This window comes from Gleimia hominis (genome assembly GCF_032085515.1).
GTDB classification, from domain to species: Bacteria; Actinomycetota; Actinomycetes; order Actinomycetales; family Actinomycetaceae; genus Gleimia; species Gleimia hominis.
In genome coordinates this window covers 1-16,576 of sequence record NZ_JASXSX010000007.1, presented here as the reverse complement: position 1 = coordinate 16,576, position 16,576 = coordinate 1, and the positions used below count along the sequence as shown (strand labels likewise).

General features: G+C 54.1%; 14 protein-coding genes. 4 read left to right on the top strand and 10 right to left on the bottom strand.

Annotated elements, in window-relative coordinates:
• Window positions 1-94: 94 nt before the first annotated feature.
• The 4 genes from QS713_RS08990 to QS713_RS08975 are packed head-to-tail and all read right to left on the bottom strand — an operon-like array spanning window position 95 to window position 4,166.
• The gene (locus QS713_RS08990; RefSeq protein WP_313274685.1) at window positions 95-697 is read right to left on the bottom strand and encodes a YozE family protein; all 603 of its coding nucleotides are present in this window, start codon (window positions 695-697) and stop codon (window positions 95-97) included.
• A 3-nt stretch (window positions 698-700) separates the two neighbouring features.
• Window positions 701-2,968, bottom strand: coding sequence for a phage/plasmid primase, P4 family (locus tag QS713_RS08985; protein ID WP_313274683.1), 2,268 nt, complete (start codon window positions 2,966-2,968; stop codon window positions 701-703).
• Window positions 2,965-3,402, bottom strand: coding sequence for a DUF7768 domain-containing protein (locus QS713_RS08980; RefSeq protein WP_313274681.1), 438 nt, complete (start codon window positions 3,400-3,402; stop codon window positions 2,965-2,967). Before QS713_RS08980 ends, QS713_RS08985 begins: the two co-directional genes overlap by 4 nt.
• On the bottom strand, window positions 3,399-4,166 hold the full coding sequence (locus tag QS713_RS08975; RefSeq protein WP_313274679.1) for a phage antirepressor: 768 nt from the start codon (window positions 4,164-4,166) through the stop codon (window positions 3,399-3,401). The genes QS713_RS08980 and QS713_RS08975 overlap by 4 nt, the downstream gene beginning before the upstream one ends.
• 1,029 nt (window positions 4,167-5,195) lie before the next feature.
• Between QS713_RS08975 and QS713_RS08970 the strand changes: the two genes are divergently transcribed.
• The 4 genes from QS713_RS08970 (at window position 5,196) to QS713_RS08955 (ending at window position 11,401) form a co-directional block, all read left to right on the top strand.
• On the top strand, window positions 5,196-7,256 hold the full coding sequence (locus QS713_RS08970; RefSeq protein ID WP_313274678.1) for an SHIRT domain-containing protein: 2,061 nt from the start codon (window positions 5,196-5,198) through the stop codon (window positions 7,254-7,256).
• A 157-nt stretch (window positions 7,257-7,413) separates the two neighbouring features.
• Window positions 7,414-8,838, top strand: coding sequence for a SpaH/EbpB family LPXTG-anchored major pilin (locus QS713_RS08965; RefSeq protein ID WP_313274676.1), 1,425 nt, complete (start codon window positions 7,414-7,416; stop codon window positions 8,836-8,838).
• A 286-nt stretch (window positions 8,839-9,124) separates the two neighbouring features.
• Window positions 9,125-9,943 carry a class C sortase gene (locus tag QS713_RS08960; RefSeq protein WP_446685026.1) on the top strand — a complete coding sequence of 273 codons (819 nt, stop codon included), beginning with the start codon at window positions 9,125-9,127 and terminating at the stop codon, window positions 9,941-9,943.
• 537 nt (window positions 9,944-10,480) lie between these two features.
• Window positions 10,481-11,401 carry an Abi family protein gene (locus QS713_RS08955; protein WP_313274673.1) on the top strand — a complete coding sequence of 307 codons (921 nt, stop codon included), beginning with the start codon at window positions 10,481-10,483 and terminating at the stop codon, window positions 11,399-11,401.
• Here QS713_RS08955 and QS713_RS08950 read toward each other — a convergent pair.
• The 6 genes from QS713_RS08950 to QS713_RS08925 form a co-directional block, all read right to left on the bottom strand.
• A complete protein-coding gene (locus tag QS713_RS08950) occupies window positions 11,398-13,350 on the bottom strand; it encodes a DNA polymerase (protein ID WP_313274672.1) in 1,953 nt (650 codons plus the stop codon). The genes QS713_RS08955 and QS713_RS08950 overlap by 4 nt on opposite strands.
• Entirely contained in the window at window positions 13,347-14,045 is a 699-nt protein-coding gene (locus QS713_RS08945; protein ID WP_313274670.1) for an HNH endonuclease, read from the bottom strand. The genes QS713_RS08950 and QS713_RS08945 overlap by 4 nt, the downstream gene beginning before the upstream one ends.
• Before the next feature lie 73 nt (window positions 14,046-14,118).
• The gene (locus QS713_RS08940) at window positions 14,119-14,673 is read right to left on the bottom strand and encodes a DUF2815 family protein (protein WP_313274669.1); all 555 of its coding nucleotides are present in this window, start codon (window positions 14,671-14,673) and stop codon (window positions 14,119-14,121) included.
• 23 nt (window positions 14,674-14,696) lie between these two features.
• Entirely contained in the window at window positions 14,697-15,842 is a 1,146-nt protein-coding gene (locus tag QS713_RS08935; RefSeq protein ID WP_313274666.1) for a DUF2800 domain-containing protein, read from the bottom strand.
• On the bottom strand, window positions 15,829-16,242 hold the full coding sequence (locus QS713_RS08930; RefSeq protein ID WP_313274664.1) for a hypothetical protein: 414 nt from the start codon (window positions 16,240-16,242) through the stop codon (window positions 15,829-15,831). The genes QS713_RS08935 and QS713_RS08930 overlap by 14 nt, the downstream gene beginning before the upstream one ends.
• A complete protein-coding gene (locus QS713_RS08925; protein ID WP_313274662.1) occupies window positions 16,239-16,481 on the bottom strand; it encodes a hypothetical protein in 243 nt (80 codons plus the stop codon). The genes QS713_RS08930 and QS713_RS08925 overlap by 4 nt, the downstream gene beginning before the upstream one ends.
• Window positions 16,482-16,576: the final 95 nt, after the last annotated feature.

The window sequence follows — 16,576 nt, the reverse complement described above, 5'->3', positions numbered from 1 at the left end:
TATATATAGAAAAAATATTTTTTCATTTCTATTTTTTCTACGCGATTAATATATATAGACCTACACGCCCTACACTTTCCCTGGTCACAGAGGTTTAGTCCTGTCCGCATTCGCCTGGAAGCCAATAGCTTGTGGCAATGCAGGGTTTATAACTGAAGGCTTGCGAGTACTCACTGATCTGGTAGACGTGGTTGAGTGCTACCTGGTTCTTAGGCGCATATCCGGCGAGGATCATTGCGTCCTTGAACTGAGCGTTCGTTATGTAAATGCCGGTATCTCGAGTGAAGGCGTGTTTGATGCCGTAGCTGGAACGTTTTCGATTCCATTGTTCACTCGGGGTCAGGCGTGTGGCGATCCACTCTAAAAGAAACTGCTGATCGTCATGGTTGAGATCAAGGAAACCTTGTCCGGGTTGGGAATCTTGCCAGCGCCCGATGAGGGGCTTGGGTGGAGTCAACACTGGTATGGCAGGCATGCTGGTGGGTTCGTCCCTGTCTGGCGCGTTTTGGTATCTGCGCCAGCAGCGGTTGAACACGCCGATACAATCATCACAGGCTCCGCACCTGTGCAGGTGAGTGAGGATCGCTTCCTTAGTGTTTGCTCCAGCGTAGTCATCCCACGCCATGTCACCAGCCAAGTCACCTTCAGGGGTGTCTTGGTTGTAATAATGCTGGGTGACCCATTCGTAGAAGTTCATTGATCATTCTCCTTGTTCGAATTCGTTTTTCAGGCGCAAACCCGCGACGCGGACGCCTTTATTGGTGCGGTTTTTTGTGTGACCGGCTTTCTCCAAAGCGACAGCGAAGTCGGTTGTTGACCGGGTGTAGTCCCCGCGTGCCAGAGCCCAGGCGCGGTAAGCGCTGTAGAGTTGACCGGACTTTTCCGACAGCCCTGGGTTAACCTCGCAGCATTCGTCGAGGAACTGGGCGAACCAGTCGTTAGCTGCCCGGTATTCCTCGGATGCGGATTTCACGCTGCGTGGAGTCTCAAGCTGGTAGTTCTCGGCGTGGATTAGGCGCGCGCCTTCCATGATCCAAGCAAGTACCGCGCCACCTGCTTGCTCATAGAGCTGGTCGGCGTAGTTTTTGATGTCCTGGCTTCCTTCGATTTTCGCGTTGAAGGGGATGACGATCAGGCGCCTCCAAATGCCCGTATCTCTAGCTCCCACTTTCGGCAGATGGTTCGTATATAAAACCAACGTGTGGGTGGGGGTGAAAGCGAAAGGGTCTTTGAATTTTTTCTCGGCCGCGATCTTGTCGGTCGAGGCGAGCTGCTTGGTTGACGCGGTGGACAGGCGGGCGCCTTCCTCAGTTTCAGCAGCAATCAAGAACCGTAAGCCTCGGGTTTCGGCCATATCATTCTTCGCGTTCGATTTACGTCCCGCGATGAGCACTTCGGCAGCGATGGATCCCGCATACGAGCCCAACACTTTAGAAACCGTGTTCCAGAATGTTGATTTGCCGTTGGCTCCGTTACCGTAAGCGATAATCAACGCTTCGATCATGACTTTCCCGATAGCCGCTAGCCCACACACTCGTTGCACATAGTCGATCAACTCTTGGTCGCCTTGGAATATCGTGTCTAACGCTGCCAACCACACATCCATGCCCTCGCTCGAAGGGTCGAGGCTGGTTTGCTTGGTGATGAAATCTGCCGGGTCATGCTCACGCCGACTACCATCCCTCAGGTCGAAAGTGGCTGTGGGCGTGTTGAGCAGGTACGGGTTCGCGTCCAGACTATCGGGGTTGATTTCTAGGAGGGGCTCGGCTTCTTTACGGAAAGCTTCTATCCGACTGTTGTTGCGATATTTCAACACGAACTTGTGCCATGCTTGCGCGTCCTCGAACACGGCAAAGACCTCGCGCTGGTCTTTACTCATTTCTTTCAACAGCCTGTTACGCGTCAGTCCCGTATCAATGAGCTGACCGACTCCGATAGCGTTGAGATCCTTGCGTGCTTGCCCAACAGCCAGGAGAGAGTCTTCGAGTTGACGGTCGGTGAGCTGTTGGGCTGCCCGATGTGCTTTTGGTTCGGACTCGCGCCATGCACCCTCGTGGTATGCCAACCATTTCGTCGCAGTCGAAAAACACACTCTGTGCGCATACTCTGCTGCGAACACCGATGCTTGCCCTATATCCGTAAAATCCGTAGGACGCAGTGACATCAGATCCTCAAACTGGTCCGGCGGCACGTAATCCGGCTGGGAGGCAACTTTCGTGGCAAACCTGCAGGCACTATTCCAAATCGTCCGTAGTTCACCGTCCGACAGGGGCGGTTCGCACAGGGAGGCTTTCTTTTCAAACAGGCCACGTGCCTGGTCGGTCTGGCCATAGCGGATTAGGACTCTGCCTGCGAAGCGCGAGAGCGTGGCGTTGCGTGAGCCCTCACCAATAGCCAGAGTGCTTTGGTCGAAGGCAGCGAACACATCCTGCTCGTCCATCTCATCCAGCCAGTCATCAAGCAGCTTGCCACCCGAATGAGTCGTGACTTGTGGGCTGGTGGTGCCATAGATGAAGCGTCCCGCGTCGAGAGCATTACGGTCAAAGAACCCAAAACGACCAGCGAGGCGGTGCTTGAGTCCAGTGTATTCGTCTGCGTCGCGCAATTCGTGGATTGGGAAGTAGACGTGGAATCGCGGCCGCGCCGATAACACGCCCTTCGGCTTCATATGATTACGAGAGGTCGCGGTCATGAACTCCACACCCGAAATCAACTCACCAAGCTTCTCGGGCGTTATCCAGTCGGTCTGGGATTCAGTATGGTCGTTGTCGATATCCATCACCACACAGTCCGACGCCATGAAGGCTGCGCTTGAGCGGCGATCATTCACATAGGTGGCTGCCACATGATCAAACGCGACGGCGGCAGCCAACGACGCCACGTCCGTGACGGTGTGCTTGTTCGGGTAGTGGTTGTTGTTGTGTACGCCAGTAACCGTGGCGGCAAACAAAGTCATCGGCGTGGTCATGGGGTGACCTCCAAAAAATCGTGATCGAAATACTTGACTGGCAGTTCCAGGTCTCGCGCCCACCCGATCTCCAAGCGCATACCAGGCGACACACGCCCGACATACGCCCACAGGGCCTCACACTTGGCGAGCAGCACGCGGTTCATAAAAATCGCCAACTCCCGCTCATCCGGGTCGGTGTCATCCATGAACTGAGGGAACAACAAGTGCGGGGCGAGAGGAATCTTGCGCTGTTCGATTGCGTGAGCGCAGAACTTGCGGGCCAACTCAACGTTCTCCTCGGTGCCACCTGAGTAGGGCGAGCAGATGTAAACCAAGGGTCGGTAGCCGAACTGTTCACGCTGCAGCTTCTTGAGCGCGTGGTAGCTCGTCAGGTCCAGATAACCCTCACTATTCTTCTTACGGATTCCAATATCGAGACTCCTGGCGCTCATGCTTGCACCCCGCTCTCACGCTCAATCACCGGCAGCAAGCCACGCTGATTCTTCAAAAGGTCGTAAATGAACAGGCGACCCTTCTGCGTCCAGTACATGTGAGTGCGCATCCGCCCCTCGCCGTATTCGTGAGTCCTGGACTGCGTGTAACCCTGCTCGGCATATTTCGCATAAAGGAACCAGCGACCAGACTGGCGGAACTGGATGCCTTCTTCGCGCAGGATCCGGTTGAGCTTCTTCGCGCTCATCCCGTAGTCTTTCGCGATCGCGGTCGTCGTCAACAGAGAATCGGACTGGAGCACGACGTCGTAGTACGAAACCTTCGGTGCCGCCTCCAACAGGGCTTGTTCTGCTGCCAGGCGCTTAGCACGCTCGGCACGCAGCGTGGCAATAGTATGCTCGAGGAACTCATCGTCAGCAAGAAGTTCATCGATCGCATACAAACCATGTTTACGGATAGAAGGTAAAACCTCGTCGAACACCCACGCCTCGAACTTCTGCGCAGCTGGGAGCTTTGAGGAGATGATGAGACGGTAGAGATCACCTTCGGTAATGAAGCGGGCATCTTGAGTGCGTCCGAGTACGTCTTGGATGGGGTGGTAATTTGCCACCCCACGGCAGTGAAGCTTCACCGCGTTCGTCTGATCCTGGTATCCGAGTGCGGTGGCAACGTCCTTGCCACAGAAAAGAATCTGGCCGCCCAAGGTGATGGTGCGGATAGCTCCGAACGCGTCGTTAGTGAATGTTTGGATGGTGTTGCCCATAACAAGCTCCTATTCTGAGAGCCAAATAGACGTTAGGTGCACCGGTTGGTGCGGCAAGCTCTCAGTAGTAGGCCACAAACCATCTGGGAGTTAACCCCCAGGCGGATTTGTGGTTCTTGAGCTTGCGTGGGCTCTCACCCTTACTGCCGACAACCCCGGGTTTGTTAAACCCCAAAGAGCATAGGTAGTGGATGAGAGCCTTTGAAATAAGCTCTCGCCCATACGTCCTCGGGCACCGGCGAATCCGGATGAGCACGCCCTAAACTGTGGTGGCCGCCATAAAATATAGTGAGAGGCGGAAAGAACAATGGCGACCCCGTGCGGAGGACCCGTCAGGTAGGCGGGCAACACCCCCAACCCCTGATAGTGGGGCATTTCACAATCTGTAAGAGTAAAGACCAGCATCATACGGAAAACTGGGGGAAACACGCCAGTGGTGCTACCACATACTCTGCGTGCTAACAGGAATAACGTGGAAATGAGATTGCGAGAAACGAGCATGTATGAGAATTTGTTGTACCAGTAATAAGCACTGTTTTGCCACAACACCAAGAGTGGGAGATTAGCCTGAAAAATGAATAGTAAACCAAAGCATACTAGGCTTATCCACCTCCTCGTAGTCGCAATTCTCGGGGGGGGGCAGGTCTCCTAGGCCCCACATCCGCAAGTGCGGATGAGGCTAGAGGTAGCATATTCCCCGCGTCAGGTACTGTTTCACCTGGTAGCGCGGGCGATTCGATTTCTTCTACGGGTGTATCATTTCAGCCAGGCAGCGGGCGTTTAGCTACGGAACTACCGGCTGCTCCTGGTGGTGCAAGCGCTGTTTCATCACTTTCACCCACCAGGATGGTACCTAACGCTGTTGATGCCACGGGTGACTATAATGCTTCTAGTTTCGTTTACCGAGGTATTGTTTATCTTAATAGAAGCGATAAGCTGAGCTTGCCTGCGAGTGCGAAAGTAAACGCACCTGATCAGACTGTGCCTAATGTCCGGGTGTATTTACAGTGGCTGAACGATAAGACCGGTATGGTATCTCCGGTTTACACTACGGTATCAGATGCTGAAGGTAAGTTCGCTTTTGATCTTTCGAAACCGTTTTACGATGCGCTTGGCCGGGCTAACCAGTTCCACCTCGCCGGTGCCACCAAAGGTGCGCCAACGGTGGTTCGCACTTGGGCTGATAATCCGCACCCGGATAAGTGGATGCAAGTAAAAGGCGGGGACTTCCAGCAGGGACGTTTTCATGACCGGTTAACACGTAAGAATGAGAACTGGGACTTCACTGTAGGTGTTGAGAGGATTCACGACGGGGAGGTTGTTTTTCAAGAGCGCCCCAATATTCAGGGATGGCTTGCGAAACCTCAAAAGGATTGGACGTACGCACCTACATCAGACCAAATGTGGCGGGAAAACGGTATCTACGGTCGTGTTTCGGGTAAGGTCTGGTGGGAACAAAACGATCCTATCGGTGCTGACAGTTCGTTCTACGGTCACGACTCGAAACTAGGAGACCGCGCTAGTAGTGGTATGAAGGTTGTAGCCTCGTACGTTAACGATGAGGTGGCACGACAGTTTGACTCGTGGAAGACAAATAACCCTAACTATACTCGCGATCAGTTCGCCGCTGCGCAAAAACAAATCGTGATGCAATACCAAGCAGAGCACGGTGAAGGCTCACATATTGCCGAGTCAAATGTTGGATTTGTCAAGCAAGACTCCACTTTCTACATCCCATTCCGGGGCCTGTACGGTGTGAATGCATACCAGGCTTACACAGGTACGAAACTGTCCCAAACTGTTAGCGATCAGGAATTCGGAACGTTGGTTCGTGATGAGGACCTCAATAACTCCAGTTTACTGAAGTGGAATGGCACTATTGGCCAGAAGCACCGTCACATTAACTCCGACTACATGTACATCTACCCGGTGACGGATAATCCAACGCAGGACGTGTGGATGAACGCTTTCTCAGACAATATGTTTCAAGATCCTGTGAAGGCTGGTGTTGAGGACAACACCGGGAAGATAGGACCGGGATATGTAGTTAATTACCAGAACTTCGCGCTACTTAAACCCACCCCAATGCACGACGTTACAAACTACAATATCTCAGACAAGATCGCTAAAATAGGTGACACCGCGCAATCAACAACGACGGGTCTGACACCCTACGCTTCATACAAGATCCAGTGGTATAAGGACGGCGACAAGAAACTCAGCAGCAACGCGTGTTACCTGCAGGCATCACCTGAAGGAAGTCTCGCATCGTGCCCACTCACTGTACCGGATGATATTACTCAACCCACGTTGTTCACCTCAATCGTGGAAGATAGTAACGGGACTAATATCCTCGCTGATGTTTTCCTCGCTGATCCAACATTCCTCAAATACGATGACGTGACAGGTATTGCCAACGCTAGAGATGTGGCATCCACGCCCTCGTTCGACAACCCTGACACTATTAGCGCTGAAAGTAAACCCGAGGGCGCGAAGTTCACATTCGCTGACACTGAAACTGCTCGCAAGCTTGGAATGATTCTTGACGCTGACACGGGAGTGATCACCTGGCCGAAAGACAAACAGGTAGCAGGTGAGACCAGTGTAGCGGTGAAAATGTCGTGGAGGCCCACCAAGGACAGTGAAGAAGTATCACGGTCGGCTGAAGCGAAGTTCATTCTCACTCAAGGAACGATAACCGCCTCCTACACCTACCAGAGCACTAATCGTGCTTACCAACTTCCCAGTGCTTTAACCCCGCCACCACCAACGAAACACAAGATTGGTCAGGTGCTCACCCCGCCGATGCCAAACCAGAAGAAACTAGTAGTTGATGGTGAAAACGGTGAGCCCTCCTCCCAGTGGGGACAATGGGAGTTCAAACAGTGGACACCACCAAATAGTGATGGGACTAAAGACGTGGTATTCACCGGACTGTGGTCCTTCACCCCATACGAATTCCCCAAAATAGACCTACCCCTAACCGGTGGGACCAGCGCCCAAACCTGGATGATCCTAGGGGCGATAGCCACTATCACCGCACTACCTAGCGCAGCGTGGCTAGCTTGGCGACGCAAAACGCGCTACTAAACACTGGCCACCTGCCCTCGTAAAACCACTTTGAGCACGAAAGCACTCCAGTGCGGATGAAAACGGGGTGGGAATAACAGGGGTATTGGCCTTGAAGAGCGAGAAATCAACAAAGTACGCAAACGCGTGCCGGACAACAAATATTAAGGAGACTAGAGTGAAACCACTCATAAAACCCGCGGGAGCGCTCAAACTGCTCGCCGCACTGTTATGCGCGATGGTGATCGCCGCACTATCACTGGGAAACGCGTTCGCAGCACCAAAAGACCGCGCAGTCGATACTACTGGCGCGAGCGAGCTCGGTAACATTGATACCACTAAATCGGTGTCATTGACCATCCATAAGCACGAGCAAAACGCAGCCAATCCGATTAAGAATCCAGACGGTTCGGGCACCTCACCACTGATGGGCAAACCACTGGGCGGGGTGAAGTTCAAGGTTGAAAAACTAAAATACGACCTAACGAAACAAGAAGACTGGGATAAGCTATCAAAGCTTTCCGATCCAACGAAAGCTGAGAAGGACACTGCTTCCACCGCTCAAGAGAAAGAAACTACCGCTGAGGGTAAAGCAGAGTTTAAAGACGGCTCACTCCAACAAGGCGCGTATCTTGTAACTGAGACCGCGGCGGGGAAGAACACTATCGTGAAGACGGCGGAGCCATTCATCGTCACTCTTCCACTACCGCACAACAACCAGTGGATCTACGACGTGCACGCCTACCCAAAGAACACCCTGTCCTCCTTCAAGAAAGAAGCAAAACCACAGGCAGGAAATGGAGTACTGCACTGGGACATCACCGTAGACATCCCAAAACTCGATGGGCAGAAAAAATACACAGGCCTCGTACTCAAAGATAAGATTGACGCAACCAAGCTGGAATACTCAAAAACCACAGCAAAACTAGGGGCAAATGCATTCACTGGCTTCAACGCCACTTACGATCAGGCCGGCGGCCTGACCATCACCGTAAACAATGATGGGCTTGCCCAACTTGGAGCTGTAACCAAGACTGAGAACCTCGTTTTCACAGTAGAAACCAATGTAAAGGACACTACTGTAGGTAAAGTAACCAACGACGCTGAGCTAACATTCAACAATGACCCAGCAACCAAAATCACAACAAAAGACCTGGGAGAAACAGCTGAAGCCTACATTGGGAAACTAACGATTAAAAAGACCGATACCAAAGACCACCCTCTTCAAGGAGCGAAGTTCAAGGTATGCAAAGACGAGGCCTGCAACCAAGTAGTAATCGATGAGCTTACAAGTAACGATAAAGGCCAAATCGAAGTACCAAAACTGCAGATCAACGACACTGGCACGGACTATTGGATCCAAGAAACCCAGGCTCCAGCTGGTTTTGTGAAGAAAGCAGAAGCGGTCAAAGTAAGCTTCACTAAAGACCAGTACGAGAAAACCGAAACCATCCAGAACTCTCATGTATCCGGTGGTGTCTTCGGTCAACTCCCACTCACTGGTGCTCAGGGCATGCTCCTGCTGACCATCGGTGGTGGCGCTGTTATTGCTCTAGGTGCCGGTGCCATGCTAGTACTTGCGCGGCGCCGCAAGAGCGCATAGTTAAATAGTTAAGTCCAAGCCGTTTCGAGCTTGCAACTGGACTGGCCCTGCTACCTACTTACCTTGTGAGTAGTAGCGGGGCCACCGCTTTTCAATAGGAAGCTTTGAGAGTATGAGCGCAAGAAAACAACCCCGCCACCTAAGGACAGGCTCCAACACTCCACACCCCTGGTGCCGGCGGCAAAGGCAGGCAGGTGCCAGGAAATCTTCGGGCGGTGCAGCACGCGTAGAGACCCGCGGTAGCCGCACCCGCTGGGTGCTTGCATGCCTGCTCGTGTGCGCACTAATGCTGATAGGGATTGGAGCAGTGGCGTACCCACACGTTGCCGCGTGGCAAAACCAGTACTACCAAAACGATATTCTCGCTGCCTACGAAAAGACAAAACAAAACGCGTCGCCACCCCTTCACTCCCAGATAGAACAAGCTCAAGCGTATAACCGAGCACTACGATTCTTTGGAGCAGTCAAAGCTGGCGAACGAATCCCTGTGGGACAAAAAGGCGGTGGGGATATACCCGGGTTCAAGTACGCTGATCTACTATCCTCACAGGGAGCGGGTGGAATCATGGGGCGCGTGCGCATCCCAAAAATCAATGTTGACCTGCCCATCTACCACGGTAGTGATGAGGCGACCCTACTCAAGGGCGTTGGCCACCTAGAAGGCACTTCCTTACCGGTAGGAGGAAAAAACACGCACGCGGTACTCACCGCCCACCGAGGCCTAGCAGAAGCCAAGTACTTCACCGACCTAAATAAACTCAACAAGGGCGACGTATTCACAGTCTCAGCAGCAGGACAAGACCTGGCCTACCGCGTGACAAACATGCAAGTGGTATCCCCACAAGAAACCCAGGTACTACGCCTACAACCAGGCAAAGACTTAGTGACACTCGTGACGTGCACACCACTGGGCATTAACTCCCACCGAATCATCGTCACCGCCCAACGCATCACCCCCACTCCAGAAGCCTACAAACATCTGCCACCCCTGACCCCATACCCATGGGCACTAGCTATCGCAGGCACCTTAGCCGTCCTAACTATAGTCTTCACAGTCTTCCTTATCCTCCCGCCAAAGAAAGAGAAAGATAGGGACAGTAATTAGTGCCGGGCAGTAGTGACTGAGAAAAGAATGAACTGTGCTAGGCAGTATTATTGACTGCTGTTACGCCATTCACAACGGGACTGTACGCGCCTTACAACGACGCATCCCCGAGGAAGTGTTTTTCCAGGGAGGAACAGCAGGGCAAATGGCATTATTGCTTGACCAATAAGTTGATGAGACAGCCACTAAGAGTTTCCAGATCGAGCACTGTGTGCTGACGATAAGATTTCTTAAATCCGATATTCTAACAGCCTCCAAGAACCCGCCCAGACCCCGGCGACACCGATGCGGTAGTGTTGTACTCAACATGACCGGTTCCGCTGCCCGCTTTGGTGGGAGTCCAGGGCCGGTCCTCTTTTCTTTATCAGACAGCGATAATTCTTCTCGCTGTGATTGTGATTCCTCGCCGACCCCCATTGTTTCTGTTGGTGTTTTCGCGATAGACTGATAAGTACTAGTACCGGCTCGCCTGTATCGGTTCTCGAGACAGGTCAGAGCCGGTCTTCACATTCTGGAAGCAAACAGGCAGGTGAGCTAGTGAGTGATAAGCCCTGGGTCAGTGTTGACGAGCAGACCCGGATCCTCATGCAGCGCGGCATGGCAGATGCTGGTGATTACCGCCGCGAACTAGCCACCATCGGTTACTACCGGATTTCGGGTTATTCCTATCCTCTCCGCCGGATCGCCCCTGCGGGTTCCTCGCGGCAGCGTTTAGATCATTTCATTCCAGGTGCTCGTATGCGCCACGCATTAGAGTTGTATGAGTTTGATGAACGCCTTCGTTTAGCAGCATGGCAAGCCATGTGCAAACTTGAGGTGTGCCTACGGGTTGACGTGGGACACGTGTTAGGTGAGCTAGATCCGTTCATTCACCTCGATCTCGAACAGTACTGGACCTCAGGGAAAATGAGTCGCAGAGCCAAACTGTTTACGCAAAAACTCACCAAAACGCAGTCACGATCCTCCGAAGATTTCGTCACGCATTACAACGAGTCTCACGACGGACGTTTACCAGTGTGGGTAGCCACAGAGATTCTCGAATTCGGTCAACTTGTAACCTTGTTCTCATTGGCTCCCTTCGAGCAGCGCCGCCGTATTGCTGAACAATACTCTACGCGTGCTGACGAATTAGAGTCATGGATGCGTACCGCAAATTTTGTTCGTAATGTGTGCGCCCATCACGCCAGGCTGTGGAATAGGCAGCTCGTTATACGTCCGCTGATCAAATACCGTCGTAATGACCCGACACTTTCAACCGCGACACAATCCGCAGGACGCATGTACGCTGCGTTGACACTCATCGCATTCCTGTTACGTCGAGGAGGCTTTACCGACGAAATCCAGGCCATCAAACATACCCTCGACAGCTTCCCCAACAATATTCCCGGCGTGGATATGACACACATGGGGGCCAGTGCAGACTGGAACCAGCAACCCGTCTGGAAAACTAGCATCTAGTCCTTACGGTAATAAGAACACTCGTACCCGTCCGCATCCAGCGGCAAGCCTTCTGCCCAGGTTGGGAGTGTGGACATGAGAGCGCAGGTATCCGACACAGTGAAGTCAGAGTGTATGGGTTCGTCGATGACGATTTCGTCATGCACATGCATCACAATCCGATGCCCAGCCTTGGCGACTGCGTGCATGCCAGTGACAAGCAGATCGCGAGCGATAGCTTGCACGATATTCTCGACAAGTTTCCCACCATAGGTTTGTAGCCGATCCCACTTACGACCGGTCGTTGTACCGCTATAAGTGATAGAAGTACCGCCCCAACGGTTTTCACCCAGACGCGGCTGCACATAAGCAAGCCGCCTGCCCGAGGGCAGTTCGATGAAGAGAATCCCAGACTCGACGCTAAACCGCAGGTTGCGTAACCGGATCGGCTGGCGCGACGTGATCGCGGCGATAGCTGCTTCTTCTACGTCTGCCCACAGCTGCACAATGTGTGGGTTGGCTGCCCTCCATGCGTCCACGATCGGTTTGAGCTCGTGCTCGGCTAACCCCATCCGCAAGGCACCCATGGCTTTAAGCGCTCCTATGGAGCCGCCATAGCCACAGGCGAGCACCGCGATCTTCCCTTTCTGGCGAAGCTCACCGTTAACGCCGTGCTTCTCGACGGGGACTCCGAACATACGCGAAGCGGTTTCACAATAGAGGTCTTTACCCTCACGGAAAGTGTCCAGGGTGGTTGTTTCTCCTGCGAGCCAGGCGATGACACGCGCCTCGATTGCGGAGAAGTCAGCGACGATGAACCTGTGCCCAGGAGAGGGAATAAACGCGGTGCGGATCAACTGGCTGAGCGTATCAGGCACAGAATCATACAGCAGCTCAAAAGCGTCCAGGTTGCCTGTTCTGACGAGGGTTCGTGCTTGGTCGAGATCAGAAAGATAATTCCTGGGAAGATTCTGTACCTGAACAAGACGTCCAGCAAACCTCCCCGTGCGACCTGCGCCATAGAACTGGATCAAGCCTCGTGCCCTCCCGTCTTTTCCTGCCACATGTTGCATAGCTTGATATTTCTTTACGCTTGATTTTGCTAGGTCCCTGCGTAGTTCGAGGACTTCTTTCACCCCACCCATAGCAGTATCGAGAGCAGCGTCCACGTCCGCTTTTGATAGTGATTCGAGTTCGCAGCCGTGGTTGTGGAGCCATTGTTTGAGTTGGATTGGCGAGTTCGGGTTCTCTAGCCCCGTGAGCTTCTGCGCACGCGCGAGTGTGGCATTGCGGTGCTGCTCATCGACGGAGACAGCATTATCGACCAGCGTGTGGTCGAGAAGAATACCCGTATCGTTAATGCGTTGGTCGAGGGCGTAGGCGTCCCACTCGGCATCTGGCATAGGGAAAGATGAGAGCCTGTCGTGGATAGCCAGTTCCACCTCAACGTCACGCCGGTTATACTCCACGAACTGTGTCCATCCGGTCGGATCAGACGCGGGCAGGTTCCTACGTTTGCCGTCGTTCAGGACTGAGGGTGTGGCGGGTGTGCAGAACTGTTTGATCAGTTTCTTGCCGGCGCTGTCTTTCTGAACGTCAAGGTTGAGGGTTTTGGCAACCTGGTCAAGGCTCATCGGCAACCCCAAATAAGCCGACCAAATCATCGTGCAGCGCCAGGATTGGGGGTTGAGGTAGGTTCCTGACGGGTAGCCGAGAAATCTTGACAGAACAACACGTTCAAACATGTTGTTGAAGCTCCACTTAACCACGTTCGGATCGCTCAGCGCGGTGATCACCTCATCGGGCAGTCGGTCTCCGCTGGCGAGATCAACTACCTCCACCGGGCCGCCATCAATCGAGTAGCCGAACAGGAGCACCTCGAACTGTGGGTGTGCCGCGTAGGGGTAGACGCCCGATTTAGTGAGGTTGACGGGGCTGAAGGTCTCTGTATCGATGACCAAGTCTTTCATTGTTCGGACCCCTGTTGTTCAACGTGTCGGCTGCGGTTGATACATCTTTGAATCACCGTGTAGTCTCTGTTGAACATTTCAGCCAGCGCTGTCTTACTCATGCCTTCCCGGTAGAGACTTAGAATTGTTTCCTGCTGTTTGTCAGTCAGTCTCGGCGACCGCTGTGCTTTACCTGAACTATTGGTTGGATGCTCATCGTTAAGCTTCGGGCTATTGAGTACCGCAAACTCTCCGAACAAGGTGGTGGCGGCTCGATCATATGCGTCGGCGGCCTCACGTGCCGTTGGGAATCTACCCAAATAGTAGGCTTTTCTATTCACCATTATCTGCGCTTGCCAAGTGCCATTTGACAGTTGGCATACCCCTTTGAGTCCGCTCTTGCTATTGGCCTGTGCTGATCGGTTATAACTGTTTTCCTGCTGGGTGCATATGCGCAGGTTTTCCGTGCGGTTATCAAGACGGTCGCGATTGATGTGATCAACAATCTGTCCTGGCTTGGCACCGGTAATCAGCCGGTGCATCAGTATTTGGTTCTTCCCTGCACCCGAAGTCGCATACCCGTGTATCCCTACAGACCACTGACGTTCGGCAAGATCGTTGACCATGTCAGCGTCGACCAAAACCACATCGTTACCGCAACGAAGCTCGGCAGTGCCGTCAACGTGAACAACATAAACATTGCGTGTGAGTGTCATCGTTTCACCATTTCTCAGGAAGATGACGGGCAGCTCTCCTACAAGCAGCCACCCGCCACCTTGAATCCCGCTATTAGTTGAGGAAGTCCTCGCTGGTGGCTGGGCTGCCGAAGTCGGTCTCAGCGCTCACGCGCCCACCGCCAAGGCTCTCGCCGTCGCGGATCTTTTGAATATTCCCCAGTGCGCAGGCGATGCCACGGTTCCCGTTCGTGTTAAACGCATAGAAGCTCAGGGATACGCGGGCGTAGCAGCCGGAGTAGACCTCGGCGCGATCCAGAATCGGGGCGACATTCATGTCGACGATCTGGGGAGCAGTGAGGCTGTTGGCGTTGACGAAGAAGCTGTTGGCGTAGGCTTCGTCGTCGCGCTCCACGTCCCCGTCACGCAGCGGTAGTTTCAACGCGGCCTTGTTGGGGCGTTTCCCACCAAACTTGGCCACGCCAGCGGTGATAGCTGCGTCCACAGCTTTCTCAATCGCGTTAATAGTCGCCGTGTCCGACTTCGGGATGATGAGGGAGACGGAGTATTTGGGTTTTCCTCCTTGGATCGAGTTCGGCTCCCACACGTTCGCATAGCTGAGTCGGACTTCGCCGGTGACCACACGCGTCGGATTAGATGTTGTTGTCATGATCTTTTCTTCTTTCTACATTGTTACTTGTTTGTTGGTTGAAAATCGCTGGCCGCGCTCTGAATGTTCAGGGCGGGTCGTTTATCAGATGCAGGCACCAGCGTGGGTTTGCCTGCGGGTTTGGTTATGAGGTCGCCGAGGATCTCGTTGAACGTTGCCTTGCCCATCAGCTTTTCCATTGCCGTGATGCCTTTGAGTTTCTTCTCGTAAATATCGGCATACCCAGCAGCTTCAGCCGCAGCGGCCACGTCCTTCTCACAGGTGTATTTGCGTACCGACCGACCAGCGACGAGCTTGAACCCCTCAAAAACTACGCCCTGATTGACAGCTCTAGACAAGGCATAAGCCTCCACATCCGACGCCCATTTCTTCAAATCAGGAATCCGGGCCAACACGCCTGCAATCTCTGCATCCGTGAGCTCTGCTGGCGGCGCGAACTCCAACTTGGCAAGCTGGAGGTTGGCTTCCGCTCGTGCCCGACAAGTTGCCGCAATGCGGCAGAACTGACACCACGAGCCTGGACAAAACTCGCCACCGCCTGCTGCTGCCAGCTCGGCCTTGGGTTTCACCTCCGCGTCAGCCCAGGCTTGAAGGTCAGCGACGGACACTTCCCACGTGTCGACGTTGGCGCGCCTAGGCTGGTAGATCGTCACCGCCACCTGGTCAATGTCGTAGAGCTCCCCGAACGCGCGCAACGCACCCAGGGCGTAGAGCATGAGCTGCGGATTATGCTCAGCCTCGACCAACACGCCTTGCCCATATTTCAAATCAATGATCTGCAAGCTGGGTTCTGCGATGATCACACAGTCCCCGGTGCCGAAACCTCCCGGAACCACGTGGGAGAAATCCAGGCGCTGCTCGACCAACACCTGCGGATCACCACAGGTCTCCCTCGCGAGTGAAACGTGTTCTTGAACAAACGACACGTAGTCGTCCGTCAAAGTCTCCATCTCCTCGTCAATCCACTCCGACACTGGTTTGAACGTGGGCGCCTGGTGCAGGGCGCGGCGGAGCTTCCACTCCGCCAACGCATGCGCCACCGTGCCCTGCTCAGCAGCCCCCGACGACGACGAGTCCGGCTCACCGGCTTCGAGGACGGCACTAGGCGGACAGTTCAGCCACCTGTGCGCACCGGAAGCCGAGAGGAGAGCGTGGTCAGTCGGAGCCATCAGCAAGCTCCCTTGCACGATCGAGCAGCCACCCGTACTTAGCCGGGTTTACTGCTGAGAGTCGGTCTGCACCCGCTGCGACGATCAGCTCCCGCACCTGGTCGGTCTTGCCCTGGGCGGTTAGTTCAGCGAGCACACCACGCACCTCGGCTAGCGACACTGGCTCCGGTTCGGGTTCCTGTTCGGGTGTCTGCTGGTGGGCGACCTCGTATTCGGCGATCGCTTCCTCCAACGCCGGTTGGGCGAGCTCGGCGGCGGCAATCGGACGAGTACCCGGCATCCCAGCGTGATCCTCAAACCCCTCCCACGCGGCCTCTTCGATCGCTGCCGCCAACATTGTGACGCCTTCGGCGATCCTGTTCAACGCGCCAATGAACTTGTTCGAGTCGGTGACATTCACGCAGCATCACCACCCGCACCGGTGACACCGACCGCGTCGGCGAGTGCCATCAGGTCGTCTGCTGGTTCCACAATCTCGACGGTGCCGACTTGGTTTCCCGGCACGAGCACGGTGACGCACTGCCTGCGGCCGAGAATCTTGGTCAAGATGCGTTCACGCAGGCTGACAGTGCGGGCGGAGACCAGCGAGTCATCTGGCGCGTCGTCGGAGACATTGATGCGAAGCTTGTGCTTTGCCATAAGTTTTCCCCTTTCTAGAGGATTCGAATAGGTGCTTGCCGCCATGTGGGGCTTGCACTCATACGTCCTCGAGTCGGGGCGAATCCGGACGGGTC

What these genes read in the sequence shown, in the direction of transcription:
- QS713_RS08990 (WP_313274685.1), bottom strand. Translation starts at nt 697, where the DNA reads ATGAACTTCTACGAATGGGTCACCCAGCATTATTACAACCAAGACACC.
- QS713_RS08985 (WP_313274683.1), bottom strand. Translation starts at nt 2,968, where the DNA reads ATGACCACGCCGATGACTTTGTTTGCCGCCACGGTTACTGGCGTACAC.
- QS713_RS08980 (WP_313274681.1), bottom strand. Translation starts at nt 3,402, where the DNA reads ATGAGCGCCAGGAGTCTCGATATTGGAATCCGTAAGAAGAATAGTGAG.
- QS713_RS08975 (WP_313274679.1), bottom strand. Translation starts at nt 4,166, where the DNA reads ATGGGCAACACCATCCAAACATTCACTAACGACGCGTTCGGAGCTATC.
- QS713_RS08970 (WP_313274678.1), top strand. Translation starts at nt 5,196, where the DNA reads ATGGTATCTCCGGTTTACACTACGGTATCAGATGCTGAAGGTAAGTTC.
- QS713_RS08960 (WP_446685026.1), top strand. Translation starts at nt 9,125, where the DNA reads ATGCTGATAGGGATTGGAGCAGTGGCGTACCCACACGTTGCCGCGTGG.
- QS713_RS08950 (WP_313274672.1), bottom strand. Translation starts at nt 13,350, where the DNA reads ATGAAAGACTTGGTCATCGATACAGAGACCTTCAGCCCCGTCAACCTC.
- QS713_RS08945 (WP_313274670.1), bottom strand. Translation starts at nt 14,045, where the DNA reads ATGACACTCACACGCAATGTTTATGTTGTTCACGTTGACGGCACTGCC.
- QS713_RS08940 (WP_313274669.1), bottom strand. Translation starts at nt 14,673, where the DNA reads ATGACAACAACATCTAATCCGACGCGTGTGGTCACCGGCGAAGTCCGA.
- QS713_RS08935 (WP_313274666.1), bottom strand. Translation starts at nt 15,842, where the DNA reads ATGGCTCCGACTGACCACGCTCTCCTCTCGGCTTCCGGTGCGCACAGG.
- QS713_RS08925 (WP_313274662.1), bottom strand. Translation starts at nt 16,481, where the DNA reads ATGGCAAAGCACAAGCTTCGCATCAATGTCTCCGACGACGCGCCAGAT.